Origin of the sequence: Curtobacterium sp. UNCCL17 (assembly GCF_000686685.1) — a bacterium.
GTDB lineage: Bacteria > Actinomycetota > Actinomycetes > Actinomycetales > Microbacteriaceae > Curtobacterium > Curtobacterium flaccumfaciens.
Genome location: NZ_KK366001.1, coordinates 537563 through 560725 on the forward strand (window position 1 = coordinate 537563; position 23163 = coordinate 560725).

Consider the following 23163-nt stretch of genomic DNA (forward strand, 5'->3'; position numbering starts at 1 on the left):
CGACTCTACCCTCACGTGAGGGTAGAGTTCCGATCGATGTCCGTGATCACACACGCGCCGACGGCCCCGAGCGTCCTCGCCGCCCTCCGCTCGCCCCGCATGCTCACCCGAGAGGTCCTGGCCGGCATCGTCACCGCGCTGGCCCTCATCCCCGAGGCGATCTCGTTCTCCGTCGTCGCCGGGGTCGATCCCGCGGTCGGGCTGTTCTCGAGCGTCGTCATCGCGATCGTGATCTCGATCGTCGGCGGTCGCCCGGCGATGATCTCCGCCGCAGCCGGCTCGGTGGCGCTCGTCATCGCCCCGCTCGTCCGGGAGCACGGGATCGAGTACCTGGTGCCCGCGATCGTGCTGGGTGGCGTGTTCCAGCTCGTGCTCGGGTTCCTCGGGGTGGCACGACTGATGCGCTTCATCCCGCGCAGCGTCAACGTCGCGTTCGTGAACGCCCTGGCCATCCTCATCTTCACCGCCCAGCTGCCGAACCTGCTCGGCGACGACGTCCCGTTCGTCGTCTGGCCGCTGACCGTGCTCGGCATCGCGATCATCGTCGGCTTCCCGTTCCTGACGAAGGCGGTCCCCGCGCCGCTCATCGCTGTGGTCGTCGTCACGGGCCTCACGATGGTGTTCAGCATCGCCGTGCCGACGGTCGGCGACGAGGGCGCCCTGCCGACAGCGCTCCCGGGCTTCGGCGGCATCACGACGCCGTTCACCTTCGAGACGCTGCAGATCATCGCCCCGTACGCGTTCGGTGTCGCGATCGTCGGCCTGATCGAGACCCTGCTCACCGCGCAGCTCGTCGACTCCATCACGGAGACGGGCTCGAGCAAGTGGCGCGAGTCGTGGGGTCAGGGCGTCGCGAACATCGCGTCCGCCTTCTTCGGCGGGACCGGCGGCTGCGCGATGATCGGCCAGACGGTGATCAACGTGAAGACCGCGGGTGCCCGGACCCGCGTCTCGACCTTCGCGGCCGGCGTCTCGGTGCTGGTCCTGACGATCGTGCTCCACGACCTGGTTGCCCAGATCCCGATGGCGGCACTGACGGCGGTCATGCTCATGGTCTGCGTCGCGACCTTCGACTGGCACAGCATCCGACCGCGCACCCTCCGACGGATGCCGCTCGGCGAGACCGCGGTCATGCTCGTCACCGTCGTGGTGGTCGTCGTGACCGAGAACCTCGCCACCGGGGTGCTCGTCGGCGTGGTCGTGGCGGCCCTGGTCTTCGCCCGACGGGTGGCGCACGTGGTGACCGTGGTCCGCGAGCCGGTCGACGACCGCACCGTGCGGTACCGGGTCCGCGGGGCGCTGTTCTTCGCCTCGTCGAACGACCTCGTCACACGGTTCTCCTACGCCGAGGACCCGGAGCACGTGATCATCGACCTGGCCGACGCCCACGTGTTCGACGCGTCCACGGTCGCGGCGCTCGACGGGGTCGAACAGCGGTTCGCGAAGCACGGGTCGACCGTCGAGGTGGTGAACCTCAACACGGGGTCGATCGCGCTGCACGGGCGGCTCTCCGGTGAGCTCGGCGGCTGAGTGCTTCCGCATCCGGTGAATCACCTGAGGGGGCGGTGGGAACCGCGGGCGACCTACACTGGAACCCATGCCCGCGACCCGTCTCCACCTCGTCCGGCACGGAGAGGTGCACAACCCGGGCCGCGTCCTCTACGGCCGGCTCCCGGGCTTCGGGCTGAGTGACCTCGGCACGCGGATGGCCCAGGCCTCCGCCACCGCCTGGAAGGACGCCGGCGTCGACGTGCGTCGGATCGTCGCGTCCCCGCTGCAGCGCACGCAGGAGTCCGCCGCGCCCTGGTCGGCCGCCTACGGGCTCGACGTGGCGCTCGACGAGCGCCTGATCGAACCGACGAACCGCTACGAGGGGCAGCCCCCCGGGTTCACGAAGCGCTCGCTCGGCCGCCCGGCGGAGTGGCCGTGGATCGCGAACCCGCTGCGTCCCAGCTGGGGCGAGGCGTACGAGTCCATCGCCAACCGCATGCTCGCGGCGATGACCACGGCGTGGGAGAGCGTGGACGAGGGCGACGTCGTGCTGGTCAGTCACCAGCTGCCGATCTGGATGGTCCACCGGAAGCTCGCGGGGGAACCCCTGTGGCACGACCCGCGCAAGCGCCGCTGCGACCTGTCGAGCATCACCACCGTCGAACGTGTGCCCGCCACGTCGACCGGTCGGTTCACCGAGGTCGGGTACGCGGACCCCGCGCAGGAACTGCGCGCGACCGCCGTCGACGAAGGAGCAGTGTGAACAGCACGAGCAGTGTGCGCGTCATCAGCAAGCGGTTCGCGGTCCTCGCAGCGACGGCCGTGGCCGCAGTCCTCGTCCTGTCCGGGTGCTCGTCGGACAGCGGCGGCATCGCGAAGCAGTACGGCAACGGCACGACCCAGAACTACATCTCCGGCGACGGCGCCGTGACCGAGGTCTCCGCGAAGGACCGCACCGACCCGGTCACCTTCCGGGCCGAGGACTCGAACGGCGACACCGTCTCGTCGAAGGACCTCCGTGGCAAGGTCGTCGTCCTGAACTTCTGGTACGCCAGCTGCCCGCCGTGCCGTGCCGAGGCGAAGTACCTCAACCAGGTGCACGACGAGTACGCCGGCGCCGACGACGTCGCGTTCATCGGTGTCAACGTCCGCGACGAAGCAGCGACCGCGGCCGCCTTCGAGCGCACCTTCGACGTGCAGTACCCGACCGTCCTCGATCAGCGCACGGGCACGATGCAGCTCGCGATGTCCGGGCAGATCGCACCGAACGCGGTGCCCGCCACGATCGTCCTCGACACCAAGGGCCGCGTCGCCGCCCGGGTCCTCGGCGCGATCGACGGCACGAGCATCCTGAAGACCCTGGTCAGCGACGAGCTCGACGCCGGCAAGGCCTCCTGACCCGTGACCTCCAATCCCTTCGCCGACGCGATCCTGAGCGGCCAGATGACCGTGGCGCTGCCCGTGGCGGCGCTCGCCGGGCTCGTGTCGTTCCTGTCCCCGTGCGTGCTGCCGCTCGTTCCGGGGTACCTCGGGTACGTCGGCGGAGTCGCCGAGGGCGGGCAGCGTCGGGGCCGCGTGGTGCTCGGCGTGCTGCTGTTCATCGCCGGGTTCACCGCGGTGTTCGTGGCGTACACGACGGTGTTCGGGGCGCTCGGCTTCTGGCTCGTGCGGTGGCGCGACCTCATCACGCAGATCCTCGGGGTCGTCGTGATCGCGATGGGCCTGGTGTTCGTCGGTCGGTTCACGTTCCTGCAGCGCACCATCAAGCCCAGCTGGACCCCGGCCACGGGGCTCCTCGGTGCCCCCCTGCTCGGCATCGTGTTCGGCCTCGGCTGGACCCCGTGCCTCGGCCCGACCCTGGCGGCCATCAACCTGCTCAGCGTGCAGTCGGGCAGCGCCTGGCAGGGCATGTGGCTCGGGGTGGCGTACTGCCTCGGGCTCGGCATCCCGTTCGTCCTCGTCGCCCTCGGCGCCGGCTGGGCCACGGGGGCCATCGCGGCGGTGAAGCGTCACATGCGCACCGTCAACATCATCGGAGGAGCGATCCTGATCGTCATCGGTCTGCTCATGGTCACCGGTATCTGGTCGGCCGTCATGTCGAGCGTCGGGGCGGTGATCCAGAGCTTTGTCCCCGCGGTCTGACCTCAACGAGCACATCCCGACGGGCGCAGGCGACGGGGCCGACAGCGCCTCCGACCCGCAGCGACCGTCCGACCACGTCGACGGCTCCGGCCCCACCGACGGTGGCATCAACCAGCCGAAGCTCGGCTTCGTCGGGTACCTCCGGTTCTTCTGGCGCCAGCTGACGAGCATGCGCACGGCGCTGTTCCTGCTCATGCTGCTCGCCCTCGCGGCGATCCCGGGCTCGCTCGTCCCGCAGCGCACCGCCGACCCGAACGGCGTCGTGCAGTACAAGGCGGACCACCCGCAGCTCTACCCGGTCCTCGACAAGCTCCAGGTCTTCGACACCTACACCTCGGTGTGGTTCTCCGCGATCTACCTGCTGCTCTTCATCTCGCTCATCGGCTGCATCGTGCCCCGCACGAAGCACCACTGGCAGGCCCTGCGGACCCGTCCGCCGAAGACCCCCGCGCGCCTGACGCGACTGGCGGGCTTCCGCACCGTGGCGGTGCAACCCGACGCGATGATCGACGGGACGACCGGGATCGACGCGACCACGGGCCTCCCGTCCGCCGAGCACGCGGTGACGCGTGCGATGGCGATCCTGAAGCGGTCCGGGTACCGCGTCGAGCGGTTCGGCGACTCGGTGAGTGCGGAGCGCGGCTACCTGCGCGAGACCGGCAACCTGGTGTTCCACGCCGCCCTCGTCGGGGTGCTCCTGGCGGTCGGTGTCGGCGGCGGTTTCGGCTTCACCGGACAGCGCCTGCTGGTCGAGGGGCAGACCTTCTCGAACGTGCTCGGCTCGTACGACTCGTTCAACCCCGGTCGCTGGTTCCAGCAGACCGACCTCAAGGGCTACAACCTGCGCCTCGACAAGTTCGTGACGAAGTACGAGGAGCGCAACCTCGACGCCCTCGGCCAGGCGCTCGACTACTCGGCCACCGTCACGAGCACCGAGAAGGGCGGCGAGCCGAAGACGAGCCGCCTCGGTGTGAACGACCCGCTGCACGTCGGCGGCACGAACGTCTACCTGCTCGGCAACGGCTACGCGATGCAGGTCACGGTGCGTGACGGCGACGGGAACGTGGCGTTCAAGGACGTCGTGCCGTTCCTGCCGGAGGACGCGAACTACACCTCCACCGGCGTCATCAAGGTGCCGGACGCGAAGCCGGACCAGCTCGGCATGGTCGGGTTCTTCTACCCCACGGCATCGAAGCTCGCGAGCGGCGCGTACTCGAGTGCCTACCCGGACACCCAGAACCCGCTGCTGACGCTGCAGGTCTACACGGGTGACCTCGGGCTCGACAGCGGTGTGCCGCAGAGCGTGTACACGCTGAGCACCAAGGGCCTCGACCAGATCGCCGGTCGGCAGTCGGACACCGCGAGCATCGCGCTCGAGCCCGGCCAGACGAAGAAGCTGCCGGAGGGCGCCGGGTCGATCACCTTCGACGGCGTCAAGCGGTACGTCTCCCTGGACGTCCACCACGACCCCTCGCAGCTCTGGGTGGGCGGGTTCGCCCTGCTCTCCACCCTCGGTCTGCTCACCTCGCTGTTCGTCCCGCGCCGCCGCGTCTGGGTGAAGGTCGTCCCGCGTCGCGACGCGCAGGGCGGCGAGTACGACCTCGAGTACGCCGGACTCGCACGCGGCGAGGACCCGAACCTCGAACGGGCCGTCGCGGACATCGCACAGCGCCACACGTCGGACCTCGGAGTTAGGATGCCCCAGTGAACGACATGACCACGAACCTCGCGACCTACTCGGTCGTGCTCACGTACTCCGCGATGGCGGTGTACGTGGTCGCGTTCATCTCGTTCGCCCTCGACATGGCCAAACGCTCCGGCGAGGTCACGGCCGCGGCGAAGAACGCGGACGCCGACGACAGCTCGTCCGACGCGGCCAGCGCCGCGTCGGCAGTCGGCGCGAAGACGGTCGCGACCGTCCGCGGCGGCACCGTCGTGCTCGAGCAGGTCGCCGCACCGCCGTCGGGCGGCTCGGCCGGCCGCGGCACGAAGTTCGAGCGCGTCGGCATGGCGATGACGATCCTCGCGCTCGTCCTGCACGTCGCCTCGGTCGTCCTCCGCGGCATCGCGGCCGACCGTGTGCCGTGGGGCAACATGTTCGAGTTCTCGCTGACCGGCACGGCGCTGATCACCCTGATCTTCCTGCTCGTGCAGTTCTGGCAGAACCTGAAGTTCCTCGGTGTCTTCATCACCGGCCTGACGATCATCCTGCTCGGCATCGCGACGGTGAACTACTGGGTCCCCGTCGTCCCGCTGCAGCCGGCCCTGCAGTCGTACTGGCTGGTCATCCACGTCTTCGTGGCCATCGCCGGCACCGGGTTCTTCGCGCTCGGCGCGGGGCTCGCGGTGGCGCAGCTCGTGCAGACGTACCGCCAGGGCCGCACGGCCTCCGGCAAGCTCCGCTTCATGGCGACGCTGCCCGACGCCGACCGACTCGAGGTCCTGACCTACCGCGTCCTGCTCGTCGGCTTCGTCCTCTGGACCTTCACCCTCATCGCCGGTGCGATCTGGGCGGAACGCGCCTGGGGCCGCTACTGGGGCTGGGACACGAAAGAGGTCTGGACCTTCATCATCTGGGTCGTCTACGCGGGCTACATCCACGCCCGTGCGACCCGTGGCTGGCGCGGTGCGCGGTCGTCCTGGCTGGCCCTCATCGGCTTCGCTGCGGTGATGTTCAACTTCTCGGTCGTGAACGTCTTCTTCAAGGGCCTGCACAGCTACTCGGGGCTGTGAGCCGCGTGGGTCGCTGATGCGGCCCTGGTCGCGACCACGACGGACGGGAGGCACGGTGCCAGCTGGCACCGTGCCTCCCGTCCGTCGTCGGGTCGCGTGCACGGCCAGGAAGACGCCGTCGTGTCGGTGGGACGCCGCGTCGTCGGCGAGACGCCGCAGGTTTCGGCGGTGTCTCGATGACTCGGCGGCGCCTCGATGACGTGGCGGCGTCTCGATGACGTGGCGGCGCCGAAAGGAGACGCCGGCGTCCTGCGGAGACGACGGCGTCTCGCGAGGACGCGGCGGGTGCGCTACCCGGCGGCGAGCAGTGCGTGCACGCGGGACACCCGCGCACGCCACCACGCCGTGCGCTCCGGCGACGCGGCGGAGCGCTCCACCAGCTCGGGCGCGACGTCGACCCGGCGTACCGGCACCCGACCGCCGACCGGCAACAGGGGATCGGCCGTGACGTCCCCGGCGAACATCACCGCCGTCCCGAGCCCTGCGGCGTACCCGGGGGTCATCGCCGCGGCGGCCAGGAACGCTCCCATCCCGAGCCCGACCGAGGTGTCGAGCGCGCTGGAGACGACGCATGGCAACCCGGCGTCGGCGATGACGGCACGGGCCGCGCTGATCCCGCCGAGCGGCTGGGCCTTCACGACCAGGACGTCGGCGGCACCGGCCCGGGCGACGGCGAGGGGGTCGCTCGCCTTCCGGACGCTCTCGTCCGCGGCGACCCGGACCCCGAGACCGGCGACGCGCGACCGGAGCTCGGCGAGCTCGGGCACCGTCGCACAGGGCTGCTCGGCGTACTGCAGGTCGAACGGTGCGAGCCGCTCCAGCGCCGCAGTCGCCTGCTCCACGCTCCACAGCCCGTTCGCGTCGACCCGGACCGCGGCCTCGGGCCCCATCACCCGGCGGACCGCGGCGACACGGGCGACGTCGTCGTCGACCGTCGTGCCGGGCTCCGCGACCTTGACCTTGGCGGTGGTGCACCCGGGGTACCGCGCGAGGAGGTCGGCGACGGCGTCGGCGGCGATCGCCGGGACGGTGGCGTTGACCGGCACGGAGTCGGCGGCCGGTTCGTGGTCCGTCCACCCGAAGTCGACGGTGGCCCGCAGCCAGGCGGCGGCCTCGGCGTCGTCGTACTCGACGAACGGCGAGAACTCGGTCCAGCCTGCGGGGCCGCGCAGCACGACCGCCTCGCGCGTGGTGATGCCGCGGAACCGCACGCGCATCGGCAGGGCCACCACGTGGGCGTCGGCGAGGAGTTCGGCGAGGTCGGGGAGCACGTCCGCCATCCTCCCACCGCACCCAGGGGGCCCGCCGGTTCCTCAGAGGGGACCGCCAGGGCAGGGCACTAGCATGCATCGGTCGGCCTCGGTCGGCAGGGGAACGACGCGAAGACGATGGAGGCTCGGTGGCGGTGGATCCGCGGCAGCGCGCAGCACAGCAACGCGCATCGCAGCGCCCGTCCGACCCGTCGGGCGCCGCGGCCCGTCCGGCGTCGGCAGCCAGATCGGCGGCCGCAGCCCGACCAGCGGCGGCAGCCCGACCGGCAGCGGGCGCTCGACCCGCGGCGGCTGCCGGGCGCGACTCCGACGACTTCGCCAGCCTCATGCAGCGCAACACCGTCGACGTGCGGCAGACGGGCGCCACGAGGCGCCGCAACCCCGTCGTCGGCAAGATCGCACTCGGCCTCGCCGTCGTCTCCGCCGCGGTGGACGCCAGTGCCTTCGCAGTGTTCATGGGCGGTGACACGAACTTCGCCTTCGGCATCTGCTTCGTCGTCGTGTTCCTGACGCTCGTCGCCGCCGTGCTCGGGTTCGTCGCCGCCGTCGGCTCGTTCGGGCGCTGGTACGGCGCCGTCGGGGTCGTCCTGGCGTTCTTCGCGAACCCCGTGATCCTCATCGTGATCATGGTGTTCGTCGCGCCGGAGATCCTGACCGACATGGGCGCCTGACCCGCCAGACGCCCGGCGGTACGTTGGGAGCATGGCTGCTCCCGTCTCCGACCTGTTCGACCCCGACGTCTGGACCCCCGCTCCGATCGCGGAGCAGTTCACCGACATCACGTACCACAAGCACGTCTCCAAGGGCATCGTCCGGGTCGCCTTCGACCGTCCCGAGGTCCGCAACGCCTTCCGCCCGCGCACGGTCGACGAGCTGTACCGCGCCCTCGACGACGCCCGGCAGGACCCCCGTGTCGGCGTCGTGCTGCTCACCGGCAACGGCCCGAGCCCGAAGGACGGCGGGTGGGCGTTCTGCTCCGGCGGCGACCAGCGCATCCGGGGGCGGAGCGGCTACCAGTACGTCGGCGACGAGGGTGCACCGCCGGAGGGCGTCGACCCCGCGGCCGCACAGGCGTCCATGGGGCGGCTGCACATCCTCGAGGTCCAGCGCCTGATCCGGATGATGCCCAAGGTCGTCATCGCGGTCGTCCCCGGCTGGGCTGCGGGCGGCGGACACTCCCTGCACGCGATCTGCGACCTCACCATCGCCAGCGCCGAGCACGGGAAGTTCAAGCAGACCGATGCCGACGTCGGCTCGTTCGACGGCGGCTACGGCAGCGCCTACTACGCCAAGCAGATCGGGCAGAAGTTCGCCCGCGAGGTCTTCTTCCTCGCGCAGGAGTACTCCGCCCAGCGCGCGTACGAGATGGGTGCGGTGAACGCCGTGGTGCCGCACGCCGACCTGGAGCGGGAGGCGATCCGCTGGGGCGAGATCGTGCTCGGCAAGTCCCCGACGGCGATCCGCATGCTCAAGTACGCGTTCAACGCCGTGGACGACGGCATGGTCGGCCAGCAGGTGTTCGCGGGCGAGGCCACGCGGCTGGCCTACGGCACCGACGAGGCCGTCGAGGGTCGCGACTCGTTCCTCGAGAAGCGCGCTCCCGAGTGGACCGCGTTCCCCTGGCACTACTGATGCCCCGTTCGCTGGTCGCGACCGGCACGTCGGACCCGACGGCCGTGCTGCGCGGCCTGGAGGCAGCACTCGCCGGCGGCCCCGCACTGCTCCCCGTCGCCGAGGGGGCTCCTGCACTGCCGACGCCACCGCCGGCCGAGGTCCGTCAGGCGGTCGCCCTGGTGGTCGAGACGAGCGGGTCCACCGGCACCGGCAAGCGGGTGGCGCTCTCGTCCGAGGCGCTCCTCGCCGGTGCCGCCGCGGCGGACGCGGCACTCGGTGGGCCCGGGCGCTGGGTGCTCGCCCTGCCGACGCACTACATCGCCGGCATCAACGTCCTGACCCGCTCGATCACCGCGGGCACCGACCCCGTCGTCGTGCCACCCGGGCACTTCGCGGCCGCCGCGTTCACCGAGGCGGCCGAACGGCTCGTCGTCGGTCCGGCCGCGCCCCGTCGCTACACCTCCTTGGTGCCGGTGCAGCTCGCACGCGTCCTCGACGACCCCGACGCCATGCGTGCGCTCGCCCGGTTCGACGCGGTGCTGGTCGGCGGGCAGGCCACCCCGGCGCCGCTCCGGCAGCGGGCGCTCGACGCCGGGGTCCGGATCGTGACGACGTACGGTGCGAGCGAGACGAGCGGTGGATGCGTGTACGACGGCGTCCCGTTCGGCACGGTGCGCACCGCGCTGGTCGACGGCGAGCTGCACCTGGCCGGGCCGATGCTCGCCGAGGGGTACCTCGACGACGACGCCCGCACGGCGTCGGCCTTCGTCGAGCGGGACGGGCTGCGCTGGTACCGGACCGGGGACACCGCGACCCTGTCCGACGGCGTGGTCCGCGTGCTCGGACGCCTCGACGACGTGGTGATCTCCGGCGGTGAGAAGGTCCAGCTCGGTGCGGTCGAACGGCTCGTCCGCGGGCTCCCCGGGCAGGTGAGCGCTGTCGTCGCCCGGCGCTCGGCGGGGGAGTGGGGCGAGGTCCCGGTCGTCGTCACCGAGCAGCCGCTCGACCTCGAGGCCGCGCGTACCCACGTCGGAGCCGCCCTGGGGCGTGCCGCCCGCCCCGCCGACGTGGTCCTGGTGGACCGGATCCCGATGCTGCCGTCGGGCAAACCCGACCGTCGGGCCGTGCAGGCGCTCGTCGACCCAGTCCGCTCGTCGGGACCGCGAGCCGCCGGGCGGTCGCATCGGCAATAAGATCGGTGCTCGTGGCACGAACGAAGAACTCGACGCAGAAGCAGGGCCGGTCCGGCAACCCGGCGAAGGCCGCTGCCCCCGCCCGCACCAAGCGGAAGGCGACCGCGCGCGACTGGATCGGCGGCGCACGCCTGCGCACCCTGACCCTCGGTGTCGTCCCGGTCGTGCTCGGCACCGCCGTCGCGTTCGTCGACAGCGGTGAGCCCGGCGACTTCGGCGACTACCTGGCGAAGGACGGCCACCTCGCGGTCGCGCTGCTCGCCCTGGCCGTGGCGCTGTTCCTGCAGATCGGCGTGAACTACAGCAACGACTACTCCGACGGGGTCCGCGGCACCGACCAGTACCGCGTCGGTCCGGCACGACTCACCGGAGCCGGCCTGGCCAAGCCCCGGACCGTGCTCACCGTCGCCCTGACGTTCTTCGGCCTGGCCGCGGTCGCCGGCCTGGTCATCGTGCTGCTCACCCAGCTGTGGTGGCTGCTGCTCGTGGGGGCCGCCGCCATCGTCGCCGCCTGGTTCTACACCGGTGGCAAGAAGCCGTACGGGTACAACGCCCTCGGCGAGGTCTTCGTCTTCGTCTTCTTCGGACTGGTCGCCGTGCTCGGCACCCAGTTCGTGCAGATCCGCGAGGTCACCGTCAACGGCTGGGCAGCCGCCGTCGCCGCCGGGTTCTTCGCCTGCGCGGTCCTGATGGTGAACAACATCCGCGACATCGACGAGGACCAGCTGGCGGGCAAGCGCACGCTCGCCGTGGTCGTCGGCCGTCCGGTGGCCCGCGTCCTCTTCGGCCTGTTCCTGATGCTGCCGTACGTCGTGCTGCTCTGGTTCGTGCTGCTGTACTTCCGTACGGGCTTCACGTACTTCTCGCTGCTGCTGGCCCTGCCGGCACTGGCGATCGGGGTGTCGTCACGGAAGCCCCGCGAGCTCATCACGGCCCTGCAGCTGTCGTCGTTCGCCTCGCTCGCCTTCGGCGTGGTGCTCGGGATCACCCTGGCCGTCCAGCCGTAGCCGTTCCGGTTGCTCGACCGGGCGGCCGCGCGTCCGGGGTCAGTCGGCGTCGGTGTCCCGGCGCGTTCCGTGCCGGTCGGCGTCGGACACCGGACGGTCCGTCGGGGTGGCCGCCGCGTCGGAGTCGGCGGCGTCGACGAAGTCGTCCTCGAAGTCCGAGTCGGCGTCGCGCTCCGGGGTGCCGCGGCGGTTCGCCAGGCTCAGGGCCACCTGCGTGCGCAGTCCGGCCAGGGCGATGTACGAGACGAGCAGGCCCACCAGGGCGGCCACGATCGTCGCCCAGTACCACGGCATCGGCGTCAGGAGCAGGAGGAGCACGAGCGCCACCACGAAGATGCCGAGCCGAGCCAGGGTGTACAGGAGCCACGCTTTCACACGGTGAGTCTACGGAAGCGCTGACCGGCAGGGGCATCACAGGGTCGCGACCTAGACTTCACCGCATGGTCCGCTTGTGGTTGATCGTCGCCGTGGCCGCCGTCGCCTTCACGGTGTACGCGGCCATCGACTGCGGCACGATGCCGCGTCAGCGCGTCCGTTCCCTGCGTCGCGGCGTGTGGCTCCTGCTCGTCATCATCCTGCCCGTCCTCGGTGGCGTGCTCTGGTTCCTGCTCGGTCGCACCCCGGCGGCCGACCCCGGTGCGTCGGCCCGCTACCGTGGACCCGAAGACGACCCGGACTTCCTCGGCACCACGCCGGAGCCGGGCACCACCCTCACGGACAAGGACCAGGACGACGCGACCCTCCGAGACCTCGAAGACCAGTTCCACGATCGCGACGACGACGGCCGCACCGATCGCTGACGGCCCAGTCGGTTCGGGCAGCCCGGCGACGGACACCGCGCTCGCCCTCCTGCAGGAACTCGTGCGTGCCGGCGTCACCGACGTCGTCGTGAGCCCCGGTTCGCGTTCCCAGGCACTCGCCCTCGCGGCGGTCGCCCTGGAACGCGCCGGTGGGCTGACCGTGCACGTGCGGTTGGACGAACGGACCGCCGGGTTCTTCGCACTCGGGCTCGCGGTCGAGACACACCGGCCTGCAGCGGTGGTGACGACGTCGGGCACCGCGGTGGCGAACCTGCACCCCGCCGTGCTCGAGGCGCACCACTCCGGCGTGCCGATGATCGTCCTGAGTGCCGACCGCCCCGACGAACTGCGCGGCATCGGCAGCAACCAGACCACCGTCCAGCCCGGGATCTTCGGCCAGGCCGTCGCCTTCGTCCGCGACGTCGAGGCCCCGTCGGCGCACGGCGTCGACGCCTCGGTCCGCGACGCCCTGCGCACCCTCGCCCGACAGGCCGTCGCCGCCGCAGCGGGGCACACCGGGCAGCCCGGTCCCGCGCAGCTCAACGTCGCGTTCCGCGAGCCGCTGTCTGCCGGGCTCGTCCCGGAGCACGTCGGCCCCGTGCCGGACGACGAGGTCGACCTGGCGTTCGCCACCCGCCGGGCGCACACCGGTCTGCCGGTCGCCGAACTCACCCCGGACGACGAACCGGGCACCGTCGTCATCGCCGGGCACGACGCCGGCGAGGACGCCGAGCGGATCGCCTGGGAACTCGGGGCGCCGCTCCTCGCCGAGGTCTCGAGCGGCGCGCGCTTCGGCCGCAACCTGGTCGTGGCCTACCGCGAACTGCTGCGCGACCCGGACCACGGCGGCGCGGTCCGCCGGGCCGTCGTGCTCGGCCACCCGACCCTCAGCAGGGAGATCCCCGCGCTCCTGCAGCGCGACGGGGTCGAGACGATCGTGGTCCGCGGACCGGCGGCCGACCCCTTCGACCCGGCCCGCGCCTCCCGACCGGACGCCGTGACCACCTTCGTGTCCGACGTCCGCGTGACGGGCCGGACCCAGCCGGAGCACCGCGCGTGGATCGGCCGCTGGGTCGGCTCCAGCCGGCGGGTCCTGGGGGACGGCGACGCCGGCCCGGACCTCGACGCCAAGCGCTCCGCCGACCGCGCCGAGCGGAACAAGTTCCTGCGTGACGAGGTCGCGCTCCGTCGCCGACCCGTCGACCGCGCCATGCTCGCCGAGGCCGTCTGGGGCGTGACCTGGCCGCACGACCGGCTGGTCCTCGGGGCGTCGCAGCTCATCCGTGAAGCCGATGCCCGGGTGCTCGGCAAGAAGATCCGGGTGCACGCGAACCGCGGCCTCGCCGGCATCGACGGCACCGTCTCGACCGCGCTCGGCATCGCCGCGGCGCTCGAACACTCCTCGGCCTCGGTGGGCACCACACGCGTGCTCCTCGGGGACCTGACGCTGCTGCACGACCTCGGAGCGTTCGTCACCGGCACCGAGGAGCGCACCCACCGGGTGCAGGTCGTCGTCGGCAACGACCACGGTGGCGCGATCTTCCGCGGGCTCGAGGTGGCGAAGACCACGCCGGAGGCCGACATGCGGCGGATGATGTCGACCCCGCAGCACGTCGACGTCGAGCGGGTCGTCACGGGCCTCGGGTGGGAGTACCGCCGGGCGGCGACGTGGGGTGACCTCGAGCGGGTGCTCACCGACCCCGCCGAGCGGGTCGTGATCGAGGTCCCGCTGGCGGACTGACCGGTCGCGCGGCTGCGCCCGCGCGGCTACGCGGTCGCGCGGGTCGCGCGGCTAACCGGTCGCGCGGCTGCCTCAGGCCAGCGCGTCGGTGATCGGCCGGAACTTCAGGGCGGTCTCGGCGACCTCGCGCGCGGGCTCCGAACCGGCGACGATGCCGGCCCCCGCCCAGGCCCGGACGGTGCCGTCGTCGTCGATCCGGGCGCTGCGGAGCGCGAGCATCCACTCGCCGTCACCCGCCGCGCTCATCCAGCCGACCGGCCCGGCGTAGCGGCCGCGGTCGACGCCCTCGAGCTCGGCGACCAACCGCACGGCCACGTCGGTCGGGGTGCCGGCGACCGCGGCCGTCGGGTGCAGGGCGTCGGCGACGTCCAGTGACGTGGTGTCGGGCGGCAGCGTGGCCTGCACGTCCGTCGCCAGGTGCCACAGGTTCGGCAGCTGCAGCCGGAACGGTTCGGCGTCGGCGCGCAGGTCCGTCGCGAGCGGGGCGAGGGCCGCGAGCAGACTGTCGATCGCGAAGGTGTGCTCCTCGACGTCCTTGGCGCTGCTGGCCAGGGCCTCTGCTGCAGCCCGGTCGGACACCTCGTCGGTGCCCCGGGCGGCGCTGCCGGCGAGCACCCGTGCGGTCAGCCGCGTGCCGTCGGTGCGGGCGAGGGTCTCGGGGGTGGCGCCGATCAGCCCGTCCACCGCGAAGGTCACGCACTGCGGGTAGGCGGCCGCGAGGTCGAGCAGGACCGCCCGTCGATCGGCTCCCGGCGGCAGCGTGCCGACGAGGTCGCGGGCGAGCACCACCTTGCGGGCGCTCCCGGCCACGATGCGGCGGACGGCCTCGGAGACGTTGGCGGCGTAGATGTCCTCGTCGATGTGCCCGGGACGCAGCGCGACGGAGACGTGCGGCCCGACGTGGGGGACCGGGACCGAGGTCCGGGTGAAGGCCAGGGGCTCTGCGCCGAGCGTCGTGTCGATCGCGGTCAGCCAGGCCTTGCCGCGCCGCCGACCGAGGACCACCCGGGGCACGATGAGCACGCTCTCGTCGGCGGAGTCGTCGGCGAAGGCGAACGACCCGAACGCGACGAGCCCCGAACCGCGCAGCTGCACCGGGTCGTCGACGACGGCGGTCTCGACGACGCTGCGCCAGAGAGCCGCGGCGTCACGCATCCGGTCGGGGCCGGTGAAGGTGAACCGGAGCGCCTCGCCGAGGCCGACGATGCCGTCGCCGTTCCGGACGAAGGCGAGGGGACGGTCGCGGAGCGTGTGGCGGAGGACGGCGCCCGGGTCGTCGAGGATCCGGGTCGAGACCGTCAGCGGGGGCGCCGCCGTGGTGGTTCGGGTCACGGCTCCGATGCTACGCGCCGATCCCGCACCGCCCGGGTGGCTGCGAGTCCGGTGAACGCTCGGTCGGGACCTCTAGGATTGATCGTGTGAGCAGAGCGGACCTGAACAAGCGCCCGGACGAGGTGGCGGCGATGTTCGACGACGTCGCGGCCAAGTACGACCTCACGAACGACATCCTGTCGGCGGGCAACGCCCCGCTGTGGCGTGTCGCCACGGTCCGCGCGGTCGACCCGCAGCCCGGCGAGAAGGTCCTCGACATCGCCGCGGGCACCGGGACCAGCGCGGCTGCCTTCGCCAAGAAGGGCGCCGAGGTCACCGCGCTCGACCTGTCCGCCGGCATGATCGCCGTCGGCCGTGAACGCCACCCCGAGATCACCTTCGTCGAGGGCGACGCCGAACAGCTGCCCTTCGACGACGACACGTTCGACGCCGTCACGATCTCGTTCGGGCTGCGCAACGTGAACGACCCGAAGCAGGCGCTCGCCGAGATGCTGCGCGTCCTGAAGCCCGGTGGCCGCGTCGTCATCTGTGAGTTCTCGACGCCGCCCCGCGCCCTGCTGCGCTTCGGCTACGGCACCTACCTGAAGCGCGTGCTCCCGGGCATCGCGCGGCTCTCGAGCAGCAACCCGGCCGCCTACCGCTACCTCGCCGAGTCGATCGACGCGTGGCCCGACCAGCAGGTGCTCACCCAGTGGCTCCGCGGTGTCGGCTTCTCGGTGGTCGCCTACCGCAACCTGACGGCCGGTATCGTCGCACTGCACCGTGGCCGCAAGCCCGTCGCCGACACGGTGCGCGAGTCCGCGGCACGGCGTGCGAAGGCCCGCCGTGACCACCAGAACACCGGCGAGCAGCCGCGCGTCGACCCGGCCGCCGACTGACCGGTCACCACCCCCGAAGACGGAGCAGCACTTGAATCCGAGCGTCCCGGTCGCACGTCGCGCGCCGAGCCTGCGCGCATCGCTGGGCATCGGCGAGCGGTTGTTCGCCACGCCCGCCGACCGACGCTTCATCTCCGCGGTCGACGACGGGCTCGAACTCGTCGAGCAGGGGCTCGAGGACGCCATGCGTTCCACCGACACCCTCGCCGACACCACCAGCAGGTACCTGCTGTCCGCCGGTGGCAAGCGCATCCGTCCGACCCTGACGCTCCTCATCGCCCAGCTCGGTGACGGTGTGACCGACGCCGTGGTCAAGGCCGCGGTGAGCATCGAGACCACGCACCTGGCGTCGCTGTACCACGACGACGTCATGGACGAGGCGCCCGTGCGCCGCGGGGTCCCCGCCGCGCAGATCACCTACGGCAACAACGTGGCGATCCTGACCGGTGACCTGCTCTTCGCCCGCGCCAGCCTGATCACGGCCGACCTCGGCACCGAGGGCATCCGGATGCAGGCCGAGACCTTCCAGCGCCTCTGCATGGGGCAGCTGCACGAGACGACGGGGCCGCAGCCGGACGACGACCCGCTCGAGCACTACATCCAGGTGCTCAGCGACAAGACCGGTTCGCTCATCGCCACCGCGGCACGCGCCGGCGTGATGTTCTCCGGTGCCGACCGCGCCTACCTCGACGCCGTCGGTACCTTCGGCGAGAAGGTCGGCGTGGCCTTCCAGCTCGTCGACGACGTCATCGACCTCGCCCCCGCGACGGACAAGACGGGCAAGATCGCCGGCAACGACCTGCGCGCAGGCGTGGACACCCTGCCGGTCCTGCAGCTGCGCCGGATGGCCGCGACCGATCCGTCCGCGCAGCACCTGGTCGAGCGCATCGAGCGCGACGTCAACGGTGCGCCCGACGACGTGGTCGACTCCGCGCCGTACCAGTCGGCCGTCGCCGCGCTCCGCGAACACGAGGCGACCGCGGCGACCCGCGCCGTCGCCGTCGCCTGGGCCCGCGAAGCCGTCGCCGCCCTCGCCCCGCTCCCCGACGGCACCGTGAAACGGGCACTCACCCGCTTCGCGGACTCCGTCGTCGACCGAAGCCGCTGAACACCCCTCCCGACGCGGCACGCCCACGGCGGCCCGGTCGGGAGGCCCCCGGGAACCCCCACCCGAACGAACTGGAGACGATCAGTGCCCACCCTCCGACTCGCCATCGTCGGCGCCGGCCCGGCCGGCATCTACGCCGCGGACATCCTGCTGCGCGAGGCGCACGGCTACGACGTGTCGATCGACCTGTTCGAGCAGCTCCCCGCGCCCTACGGTCTCGTCCGGTACGGCGTCGCCCCCGACCACCCGCGCATCAAGGGCATCATCAACGCCCTGCGTGACGTCCTCGACCGCGGTGTCGTCCGGCTGTTCGGCAACGTCCGCTACGGCGAGGACATCACCCTCGAGGACCTCAAGAAGCACTACAACGCGGTGGTGTTCTCGACCGGTGCGATCAAGGACGCCGACCTCGACATCCCCGGCGTCGACCTCGACGGCTCGTACGGCGCAGCCGAGTTCGTGAGCTGGTTCGACGGCCACCCCGATGTCCCGCGCACCTGGCCGCTGCACGCCGAGAGCGTCGCGGTCATCGGCGTCGGCAACGTCGCCCTCGACGTCTCGCGCATCCTGGCGAAGCACGCCGACGACCTGCTGCCGACCGAGATCCCCGCGAACGTGTACGAGGGCCTGAAGGCATCGCCGGTCACGGACGTGCACGTCTTCGGCCGCCGTGGTCCGGCGCAGGTGAAGTTCACGCCGCTCGAGCTCCGCGAGCTCGGCGAGGTCCGTGACGTCGACATGGTGGTCTACGACGAGGACTTCGACCACGACGAGGCGTCGAAGACCGCGATCGCGACGAACAAGCAGGTCATGGTGATCAACCGTGTCCTCGAGCAGTGGCGCACGCGCGAGGTCGGCCAGGCCAGCCGCCGGCTCCACCTGCACTTCTACGCGAAGCCGATCGAGTTCGTCGGCGACGAGCAGGGCAAGCTGACCGCCATCCGCTACGAGCGCACCCGTCCGAACGGCGAGGGCGGCGTCGAGGGCACCGGCGAGATCCGCGAGATCCCGATCCAGGCCGCCTACCGCGCGGTCGGGTACTTCGGTTCCCCGCTGCCCGGGGTGCCGTTCGACGAGCGGCACGGTGTCATCCCGAACCACGAGGGCCAGGTCCTCGACGACGACAACCAGCAGATCCCCGGGGTGTACGCCACCGGCTGGATCAAGCGCGGTCCGGTCGGGCTCATCGGACACACGAAGTCCGACGCGATGGAGACCGTGCAGCACATCGTCAACGACCAGGCGAGCTGGTGGACCCCGGAGGACCCGTCCGACGAGGCCATCCCGGCCCTGCTCCGCGAGCGCGGTGTCGAGTACACCGACCTCGAGGGCTGGCACCACCTCGACACCCACGAGCAGGCGCTCGGCGCGGTCGACGGGCGCGAGCGCATCAAGGTGGTGCCGCGCGACGAGATGATCGAGGTCTCGCTCGGCCGCGTCGACACCCCGACCAGCTGACGACCATGACCGACGCGCGCCCCGTCCCGCCCACCGCGGTGCGGGGCGCGTCCGCGTCGGGGTCACGGCTGCAGGGCGTGGACGTGGCCCGTGCGGTCGCGCTGCTCGGCATGATGGCCGCACACGTCGGCGGCATCGCGGAGCAGCTCGACTGGACCGACCCCGCCACCTGGACCGCCGTCGCCCACGGCCGCCCGTCCACGCTGTTCGCGGTCCTCGCCGGGGTCTCGATCGGCCTGACGAGCGGCCGTGCCGACCCGCCCGGCCCGCCCACCATCGGCCGCATCCGTGCCCGGCTCGCCATCCGCGCCGTGGTGGTCGTCGTCATCGGGTTCGCCCTGATGGCGCTCGACACCCCCGTGTACGTGATCCTGCCGACCTACGGGGTGCTGTTCCTGCTGGTGGTTCCGGTGCTCCGCGTCCGACCGGCGGCGCTGCTCGGCATCGCCGCGCTCTGCGCGGTGCTGTCGCCGCTCGCCGCGCTGACGATCGCGCCGGCCTACGCGGACGCCGGCATGATCGGCGTCCAGCTCGGCCTGGTCTACCCCGTGGTCACCTTCCTGGCGTACGTCCTGGTGGGGCTCGCGGTCGCCCGGGCCGGTCTGGAGGAACGTGGCCGGCAGGTTGCGCTCCTCGTGTCCGGCGCACTGGTCGCCACCACCGCGTACGTCGCCGGTTCGGTCCTCGCCCCGCTTCCGGACGACGCGGCCCTGGCGTTCCCCGGGGTCCCGTACGCGGGCGAGGGCTCGACCCCCGGTCAGGCCCTCGCGCAGCTGTTCCTGTCCCCGCGCGACCACTCGTCGTCGGTCGTCGACGTGGTGGGGACGGCCGGGGTGGCGGTCGCCGTGATCGCCCTGTGCCTGCTCGTGTTCGACGGCCGCGGGCGTTTCGCCGAGCGGATCGCGTTCCCCCTGGCCGCGGTCGGCTCGATGCCGCTGACGGTGTACTCGGGGCACCTCGTGGTCATCGCGATGCTGCCGACCTCCCCCGAGTCGGTCGAGGCCTGGGGCTGGTTCGCCCTCGGCTCGGTGGTCTTCGCGATGCTGTGGAAGCGGTTCCTGGGTCGCGGCCCGCTCGAGCGGGTGGTCGGGGCCCTGGCGTCCCTCGTCCCGATGCGCTGAGCGCACCTGGCGGGCGCGAGTCGTGCCTCCAGGCGGCTACTGCAGCGCCGCGGTGAGCCGCGCGACGTTGTCGAGCACCTTGGACCGGCGCGGACGGTCGAACCACTCGTCGAGCGTGAGCTCGAAGCTCTGCTCCTTGTACGCTTCCTGCACCTCGCGCAGGGCGTCGACGAAACGGTGACCGCGCACCATCACGGAGACCTCGAGGTTCAGGCTGAACGAGCGCATGTCCATGTTGCTCGACCCGATCACCGACACCTCGTCGTCGATCGTGAAGTGCTTCGCGTGCAGGATCGTCGGCGCGCGGTACAGCCAGATCCGCACACCGGCGCGGAGCAGTCCTTCGTAGTAGGAGCGCTGCGCGTGCCAGGTCATCGCGTGGTCGCCCATCTCGCCGACGAACAGCTCGACGTCGACCCCGCGCTGCGCCGTCGTGGTGATGGCGTAGAGCATCGAGTCGTCCGGCACGAAGTACGGCGACGTGATCGAGACCTTCTGCTGCGCCGAGTAGAGCAGCGCGTTGAACAGGCGCAGGTTGTTCTCGCCGTCGAAGCCCGGGCCGGACGGCACCACCTGGCAGTCGAGCGCGTCGCCGCGGTCGGCACGCTGGACGGGGTCGCTCTCGCGCAGCAGCAGTTCGTCGGTCTCGCTGTACCAGTCGGTGACGAACAGGGCGTTGAGCCCCGCGACGACCGGTCCCTCGAACCGGGCGAACAGGTCCTTGTAGACCATGCCCTTCTCGACGTGCGACTTGATGTCGTACGACGCGTCGATCAGGTTCTGCGAGCCGGTGAACGCGACCGAGCCGTCGATCACCATGATCTTCCGGTGGTTGCGGAGGTCGGGGCGCTGGAACTTCCCCTGCAGCGGCAGGAGGGGCAGCATCAGGTGCCACTCGATGCCCGCCTGGTCCATGAACGACAGGGTGTCCTTGTAGCCCGGGTACCCGCGGCTGGCCCAGTGGTCGAGCAGGAACCGCACGGTCACCCCACGGGCCTGCGCCCGCGCGAGCGCCTCGAAGAACGGGCGCGTGGTGTCGTCGAGCGTCGCGATGTAGAACTCGACGTGCACGAACCGGCGGGACTGGTCGATCGCCCGGGTCATCTCGGCGATGGACTCCTCGGAGTCGGGGTAGAGCTCCGCGGAGTTGCCGCCGACCAACGGCATCGCGCCGAGTTCGCGGTTCAGCCGCGTGACGCTCTCGAGCCACGCGGGCCACGGGTGGTCGCGCCGGACCCGCTCGATGCCCTCGGTCTGCTCGAGGATGTACGCGTTGATCTCGGTCTGCTTCTCGCGACGGGCGCGGGGGAGCTTCGTCGACCCGATGACCAGGAAGACGATGAAGCCGATGTAGGGGATGAGGAAGATCGCGAGCAGCCACGCCGTCGCGGTCTGCGGCTTCCGGTTGATCGGGACGTAGATGATCGAGAAGACGCGGATCGCCAGGTCCAGCAGGACGAGCAGGACGGTGATGACGACGCTGAGCCAGTGCTCCACGGGGTGTCGGGTGTCGTTCGCAGGGGCCGCGGGTCAGCGGAAGTTGATGAACTGCAACGGGACGTCGAACTCTTCACCCTTGAGGAGCTGGATCGTGTTCTGCAGGTCGTCACGGCTCTTCGACGAGACGCGGAGCTCGTCACCCTGGATCTGGCTCTTCACCGTCTTCGGGGCGTTGGCCCGCAGGAACGCGCCGATCTTCTTCGCCACGTCCTGCTCGATGCCGTTCTTGAACTTCACCTCGATGCGGTACTCCTTGCCCGAGGGGTACGGGTCGCCGGCGTCGAGGCTCTTCAGGCTGATGTTCCGCTTGATCGCCTTGCTCTGCAGCACGTCGAGGACCGCCTTGGCGCGCTCTTCCGAGTTCGCCTTGATCAGGACGTCCTCGCCGCTGAACGCGACCGAGGCGTCGGCGCCCTTGAAGTCGTACCGCTGCTCGATCTCCTTGGCCGCCTGGTTGAGGGCGTTCTCCGCCTCCATCTTGTCGACCTTGCTGACCACGTCGAAGGAACTGTCTGCCATGCGGAACAGCCTAACGGCGGACGGGAGGCCCGGTTCCGGTCGCGCGGATCGGCTCGCGGTGGTCACGACCACCGTCAGCCATCCGCTATGCTTTTGTGCGCGCCTTCGGTTGGTGATCACACCGGCTGGGTGCGCATGGCAAGTTACCCAAGCGGCCAAAGGGATCTGACTGTAAATCAGCCGGCGTAGCCTTCGGGGGTTCGAATCCCTCACTTGCCACCATCTGATCGGCCCCGTCCACTGCGGACGGGGCCGATGGTGTTTCCGGGAGGATGGGTGCATGGCATCCGACCCCACACCGTCCCAGTTCGCCGACCTCGCCGAGTCGATCGCCCGTGATGCAGCGGCGCTGGCCGCACGTCGCCGCGCCGAGGGGGTCGAGGTCGCGGACCGGAAGTCGAGCATCGTCGACGTGGTCACGGCCGCCGACCGTGAGGTCGAGGCACTCATCCGCGCCCGCATCGCCGAGGCCCGACCGGACGACGCCTTCCACGGTGAGGAGTCCGGGTCGGCCTCCGGCGCCTCGGGCATCACCTGGGTGGTGGACCCGATCGACGGCACGGTCAACTACCTGTACGGCAGCGCCGAGTACGGCGTGAGCATCGGCGTCGTGCGTGGAGCACCCGACCCGATGACCTGGGAGCCGATCGCGGGCGTCGTCGTGGCGCCGGCGACGGGCACCGTCTTCCGCGCGGCCGTCGGCCAGGGTGCGACCCGTGACGGGGAACCATTGTCCGTCGCCGCGCCCGGCTCGCTCGCCGAGTCGCTCGTCGCCACCGGGTTCGGGTACACGGCCGACCGTCGCCGCGAGCAGGTCGCGGTGCTCGCCGGACTCATCGGCGAGGTACGGGACATCCGCCGCGGGGGAGCGGCGTCGCTCGACTGCTGCGCCGTCGGGGCGGGCGTGGTGGACGCGTACTACGAGCGCGGGATCAACCCGTGGGACATGGCCGGTGGCGCCCTCGTCGCGCAGGAGGCCGGCGCGGCCATCCGCATCTGGGAGGCCGGAGGGACGCGCTCCTTCCTGTTCGCGAGCCCCGCCGTCGCCGACGAACTCGAGGCCCTGGTGCGCGGTCTCGAGGCCGGTGCGCTCGGAGCCGTGCGGGCCTGACGACGTGCCGATCCCCGGGTCCGGGGGTGCCGGGCGGGCCTGACCACGACTGGCGACCTGCGACCTCGCCTGCTAGCGTGCTCAGGTCCCGTTATCTGCTCGTTACCAACGAGTGAGCCCTTCTCTGATCAGGATCGCCACCGC

General features: G+C 71.5%; 22 protein-coding genes and 1 tRNA gene. 18 read left to right on the forward strand and 5 right to left on the reverse strand.

Features of this window, described 5'->3' with window-relative positions; translation table 11 throughout:
* Nucleotides 1-36: 36 nt before the first annotated feature.
* The 6 genes from BR70_RS0112450 to ccsB all read left to right on the forward strand — a co-directional run bounded on the left by BR70_RS0112450 (nt 37) and on the right by ccsB (nt 6366).
* Nucleotides 37-1530 carry a SulP family inorganic anion transporter gene (locus BR70_RS0112450; RefSeq protein ID WP_027466341.1) on the forward strand — a complete coding sequence of 498 codons (1494 nt, stop codon included), beginning with the start codon at nt 37-39 and terminating at the stop codon, nt 1528-1530.
* A 67-nt stretch (nt 1531-1597) separates the two neighbouring features.
* A complete protein-coding gene (locus tag BR70_RS0112455; RefSeq protein ID WP_027466342.1) occupies nt 1598-2254 on the forward strand; it encodes a histidine phosphatase family protein in 657 nt (218 codons plus the stop codon).
* Nucleotides 2251-2889 carry a TlpA family protein disulfide reductase gene (locus tag BR70_RS0112460; protein WP_027466343.1) on the forward strand — a complete coding sequence of 213 codons (639 nt, stop codon included), beginning with the start codon at nt 2251-2253 and terminating at the stop codon, nt 2887-2889. Before BR70_RS0112455 ends, BR70_RS0112460 begins: the two co-directional genes overlap by 4 nt.
* Nucleotides 2890-2934: 45 nt before the next feature.
* Complete coding sequence (locus BR70_RS0112465) at nt 2935-3633, forward strand: cytochrome c biogenesis CcdA family protein (protein WP_051596949.1); 699 nt, start codon at nt 2935-2937, stop codon at nt 3631-3633.
* Nucleotides 3617-5341, forward strand: a complete 1725-nt coding sequence (resB, locus tag BR70_RS0112470) for a cytochrome c biogenesis protein ResB (RefSeq protein ID WP_027466345.1) — start codon at nt 3617-3619, stop codon at nt 5339-5341. The genes BR70_RS0112465 and resB overlap by 17 nt, the downstream gene beginning before the upstream one ends.
* 5 nt (nt 5342-5346) lie before the next feature.
* Nucleotides 5347-6366, forward strand: a complete 1020-nt coding sequence (gene ccsB, locus BR70_RS0112475) for a c-type cytochrome biogenesis protein CcsB (protein ID WP_027466346.1) — start codon at nt 5347-5349, stop codon at nt 6364-6366.
* A 290-nt stretch (nt 6367-6656) separates the two neighbouring features.
* On the opposite strand, the gene BR70_RS0112480 is transcribed toward ccsB, so the two are convergent.
* On the reverse strand, nt 6657-7646 hold the full coding sequence (locus BR70_RS0112480) for an o-succinylbenzoate synthase (protein WP_035808835.1): 990 nt from the start codon (nt 7644-7646) through the stop codon (nt 6657-6659).
* A 317-nt stretch (nt 7647-7963) separates the two neighbouring features.
* Between BR70_RS0112480 and BR70_RS0112485 the strand changes: the two genes are divergently transcribed.
* From BR70_RS0112485 to BR70_RS0112500, 4 genes are read left to right on the forward strand one after another with little or no spacing between them, the layout of a single operon-like run.
* Nucleotides 7964-8308, forward strand: a complete 345-nt coding sequence (locus tag BR70_RS0112485; RefSeq protein ID WP_027466348.1) for a hypothetical protein — start codon at nt 7964-7966, stop codon at nt 8306-8308.
* Nucleotides 8309-8339: 31 nt separating this feature from the next.
* Nucleotides 8340-9269: a 1,4-dihydroxy-2-naphthoyl-CoA synthase gene (locus BR70_RS0112490; protein WP_027466349.1), complete on the forward strand. Its 930-nt coding sequence runs from the start codon at nt 8340-8342 to the stop codon at nt 9267-9269.
* On the forward strand, nt 9269-10444 hold the full coding sequence (locus tag BR70_RS0112495) for an AMP-binding protein (RefSeq protein WP_027466350.1): 1176 nt from the start codon (nt 9269-9271) through the stop codon (nt 10442-10444). The genes BR70_RS0112490 and BR70_RS0112495 overlap by 1 nt, the downstream gene beginning before the upstream one ends.
* Before the next feature lie 5 nt (nt 10445-10449).
* Nucleotides 10450-11451: a 1,4-dihydroxy-2-naphthoate polyprenyltransferase gene (locus BR70_RS0112500; protein WP_027466351.1), complete on the forward strand. Its 1002-nt coding sequence runs from the start codon at nt 10450-10452 to the stop codon at nt 11449-11451.
* A gap of 39 nt (nt 11452-11490) precedes the next feature.
* Here the strand turns inward: BR70_RS0112500 and BR70_RS20835 are convergent, their stop codons facing one another.
* Nucleotides 11491-11826, reverse strand: coding sequence for a DUF4229 domain-containing protein (locus BR70_RS20835; RefSeq protein WP_051596886.1), 336 nt, complete (start codon nt 11824-11826; stop codon nt 11491-11493).
* 65 nt (nt 11827-11891) lie between these two features.
* Here BR70_RS20835 and BR70_RS0112510 point away from each other — a divergent pair, with 65 nt between their 5' ends.
* Together BR70_RS0112510 and menD are read left to right on the forward strand one after the other, a co-directional pair.
* On the forward strand, nt 11892-12251 hold the full coding sequence (locus tag BR70_RS0112510; RefSeq protein ID WP_027466352.1) for a PLDc N-terminal domain-containing protein: 360 nt from the start codon (nt 11892-11894) through the stop codon (nt 12249-12251).
* A 49-nt stretch (nt 12252-12300) separates the two neighbouring features.
* Nucleotides 12301-13992, forward strand: coding sequence for a 2-succinyl-5-enolpyruvyl-6-hydroxy-3-cyclohexene-1-carboxylic-acid synthase (gene menD / locus BR70_RS0112515; RefSeq protein ID WP_331279988.1), 1692 nt, complete (start codon nt 12301-12303; stop codon nt 13990-13992).
* A gap of 72 nt (nt 13993-14064) precedes the next feature.
* On the opposite strand, the gene BR70_RS0112520 is transcribed toward menD, so the two are convergent.
* Nucleotides 14065-15324 (reverse strand): isochorismate synthase, encoded by a 1260-nt coding sequence (locus BR70_RS0112520; RefSeq protein WP_027466354.1) that lies wholly within the window; start codon nt 15322-15324, stop codon nt 14065-14067.
* A gap of 86 nt (nt 15325-15410) precedes the next feature.
* Between BR70_RS0112520 and BR70_RS0112525 the strand changes: the two genes are divergently transcribed.
* The 4 genes from BR70_RS0112525 to BR70_RS20840 all read left to right on the forward strand — a co-directional run bounded on the left by BR70_RS0112525 (nt 15411) and on the right by BR70_RS20840 (nt 19889).
* Nucleotides 15411-16202: a demethylmenaquinone methyltransferase gene (locus BR70_RS0112525; RefSeq protein ID WP_017888622.1), complete on the forward strand. Its 792-nt coding sequence runs from the start codon at nt 15411-15413 to the stop codon at nt 16200-16202.
* Between the two features lie 31 nt (nt 16203-16233).
* Complete coding sequence (locus tag BR70_RS0112530; protein ID WP_027466355.1) at nt 16234-17310, forward strand: polyprenyl synthetase family protein; 1077 nt, start codon at nt 16234-16236, stop codon at nt 17308-17310.
* Nucleotides 17311-17394: 84 nt separating this feature from the next.
* The gene (locus tag BR70_RS0112535; RefSeq protein WP_027466356.1) at nt 17395-18768 is read left to right on the forward strand and encodes an FAD-dependent oxidoreductase; all 1374 of its coding nucleotides are present in this window, start codon (nt 17395-17397) and stop codon (nt 18766-18768) included.
* A 5-nt stretch (nt 18769-18773) separates the two neighbouring features.
* Nucleotides 18774-19889 (forward strand): heparan-alpha-glucosaminide N-acetyltransferase domain-containing protein, encoded by a 1116-nt coding sequence (locus BR70_RS20840; protein WP_051596887.1) that lies wholly within the window; start codon nt 18774-18776, stop codon nt 19887-19889.
* 36 nt (nt 19890-19925) lie between these two features.
* On the opposite strand, the gene cls is transcribed toward BR70_RS20840, so the two are convergent.
* Together cls and BR70_RS0112550 are read right to left on the reverse strand one after the other, a co-directional pair.
* Nucleotides 19926-21386: a cardiolipin synthase gene (gene cls / locus BR70_RS0112545; RefSeq protein ID WP_027466357.1), complete on the reverse strand. Its 1461-nt coding sequence runs from the start codon at nt 21384-21386 to the stop codon at nt 19926-19928.
* 33 nt (nt 21387-21419) lie between these two features.
* The gene (locus BR70_RS0112550; RefSeq protein WP_017888627.1) at nt 21420-21908 is read right to left on the reverse strand and encodes a YajQ family cyclic di-GMP-binding protein; all 489 of its coding nucleotides are present in this window, start codon (nt 21906-21908) and stop codon (nt 21420-21422) included.
* A 137-nt stretch (nt 21909-22045) separates the two neighbouring features.
* Between BR70_RS0112550 and BR70_RS0112555 the strand changes: the two genes are divergently transcribed.
* Nucleotides 22046-22130, forward strand: a tRNA-Tyr gene (locus BR70_RS0112555).
* Nucleotides 22131-22188: 58 nt separating this feature from the next.
* Nucleotides 22189-23019, forward strand: coding sequence for an inositol monophosphatase family protein (locus tag BR70_RS0112560; protein ID WP_027466358.1), 831 nt, complete (start codon nt 22189-22191; stop codon nt 23017-23019).
* Nucleotides 23020-23163: the final 144 nt, after the last annotated feature.

What these genes read in the sequence shown, in the direction of transcription:
- BR70_RS0112560 (WP_027466358.1), top strand. Translation starts at nt 22,189, where the DNA reads ATGGCATCCGACCCCACACCGTCCCAGTTCGCCGACCTCGCCGAGTCG.
- BR70_RS0112510 (WP_027466352.1), top strand. Translation starts at nt 11,892, where the DNA reads ATGGTCCGCTTGTGGTTGATCGTCGCCGTGGCCGCCGTCGCCTTCACG.
- ccsB (WP_027466346.1), top strand. Translation starts at nt 5,347, where the DNA reads ATGACCACGAACCTCGCGACCTACTCGGTCGTGCTCACGTACTCCGCG.
- BR70_RS0112495 (WP_027466350.1), top strand. Translation starts at nt 9,269, where the DNA reads ATGCCCCGTTCGCTGGTCGCGACCGGCACGTCGGACCCGACGGCCGTG.
- BR70_RS0112490 (WP_027466349.1), top strand. Translation starts at nt 8,340, where the DNA reads ATGGCTGCTCCCGTCTCCGACCTGTTCGACCCCGACGTCTGGACCCCC.
- BR70_RS0112455 (WP_027466342.1), top strand. Translation starts at nt 1,598, where the DNA reads ATGCCCGCGACCCGTCTCCACCTCGTCCGGCACGGAGAGGTGCACAAC.
- BR70_RS0112450 (WP_027466341.1), top strand. Translation starts at nt 37, where the DNA reads ATGTCCGTGATCACACACGCGCCGACGGCCCCGAGCGTCCTCGCCGCC.
- BR70_RS20840 (WP_051596887.1), top strand. Translation starts at nt 18,774, where the DNA reads ATGACCGACGCGCGCCCCGTCCCGCCCACCGCGGTGCGGGGCGCGTCC.
- BR70_RS0112550 (WP_017888627.1), bottom strand. Translation starts at nt 21,908, where the DNA reads ATGGCAGACAGTTCCTTCGACGTGGTCAGCAAGGTCGACAAGATGGAG.
- BR70_RS0112485 (WP_027466348.1), top strand. Translation starts at nt 7,964, where the DNA reads ATGCAGCGCAACACCGTCGACGTGCGGCAGACGGGCGCCACGAGGCGC.
- BR70_RS0112465 (WP_051596949.1), top strand. Translation starts at nt 2,935, where the DNA reads ATGACCGTGGCGCTGCCCGTGGCGGCGCTCGCCGGGCTCGTGTCGTTC.
- BR70_RS0112480 (WP_035808835.1), bottom strand. Translation starts at nt 7,646, where the DNA reads ATGGCGGACGTGCTCCCCGACCTCGCCGAACTCCTCGCCGACGCCCAC.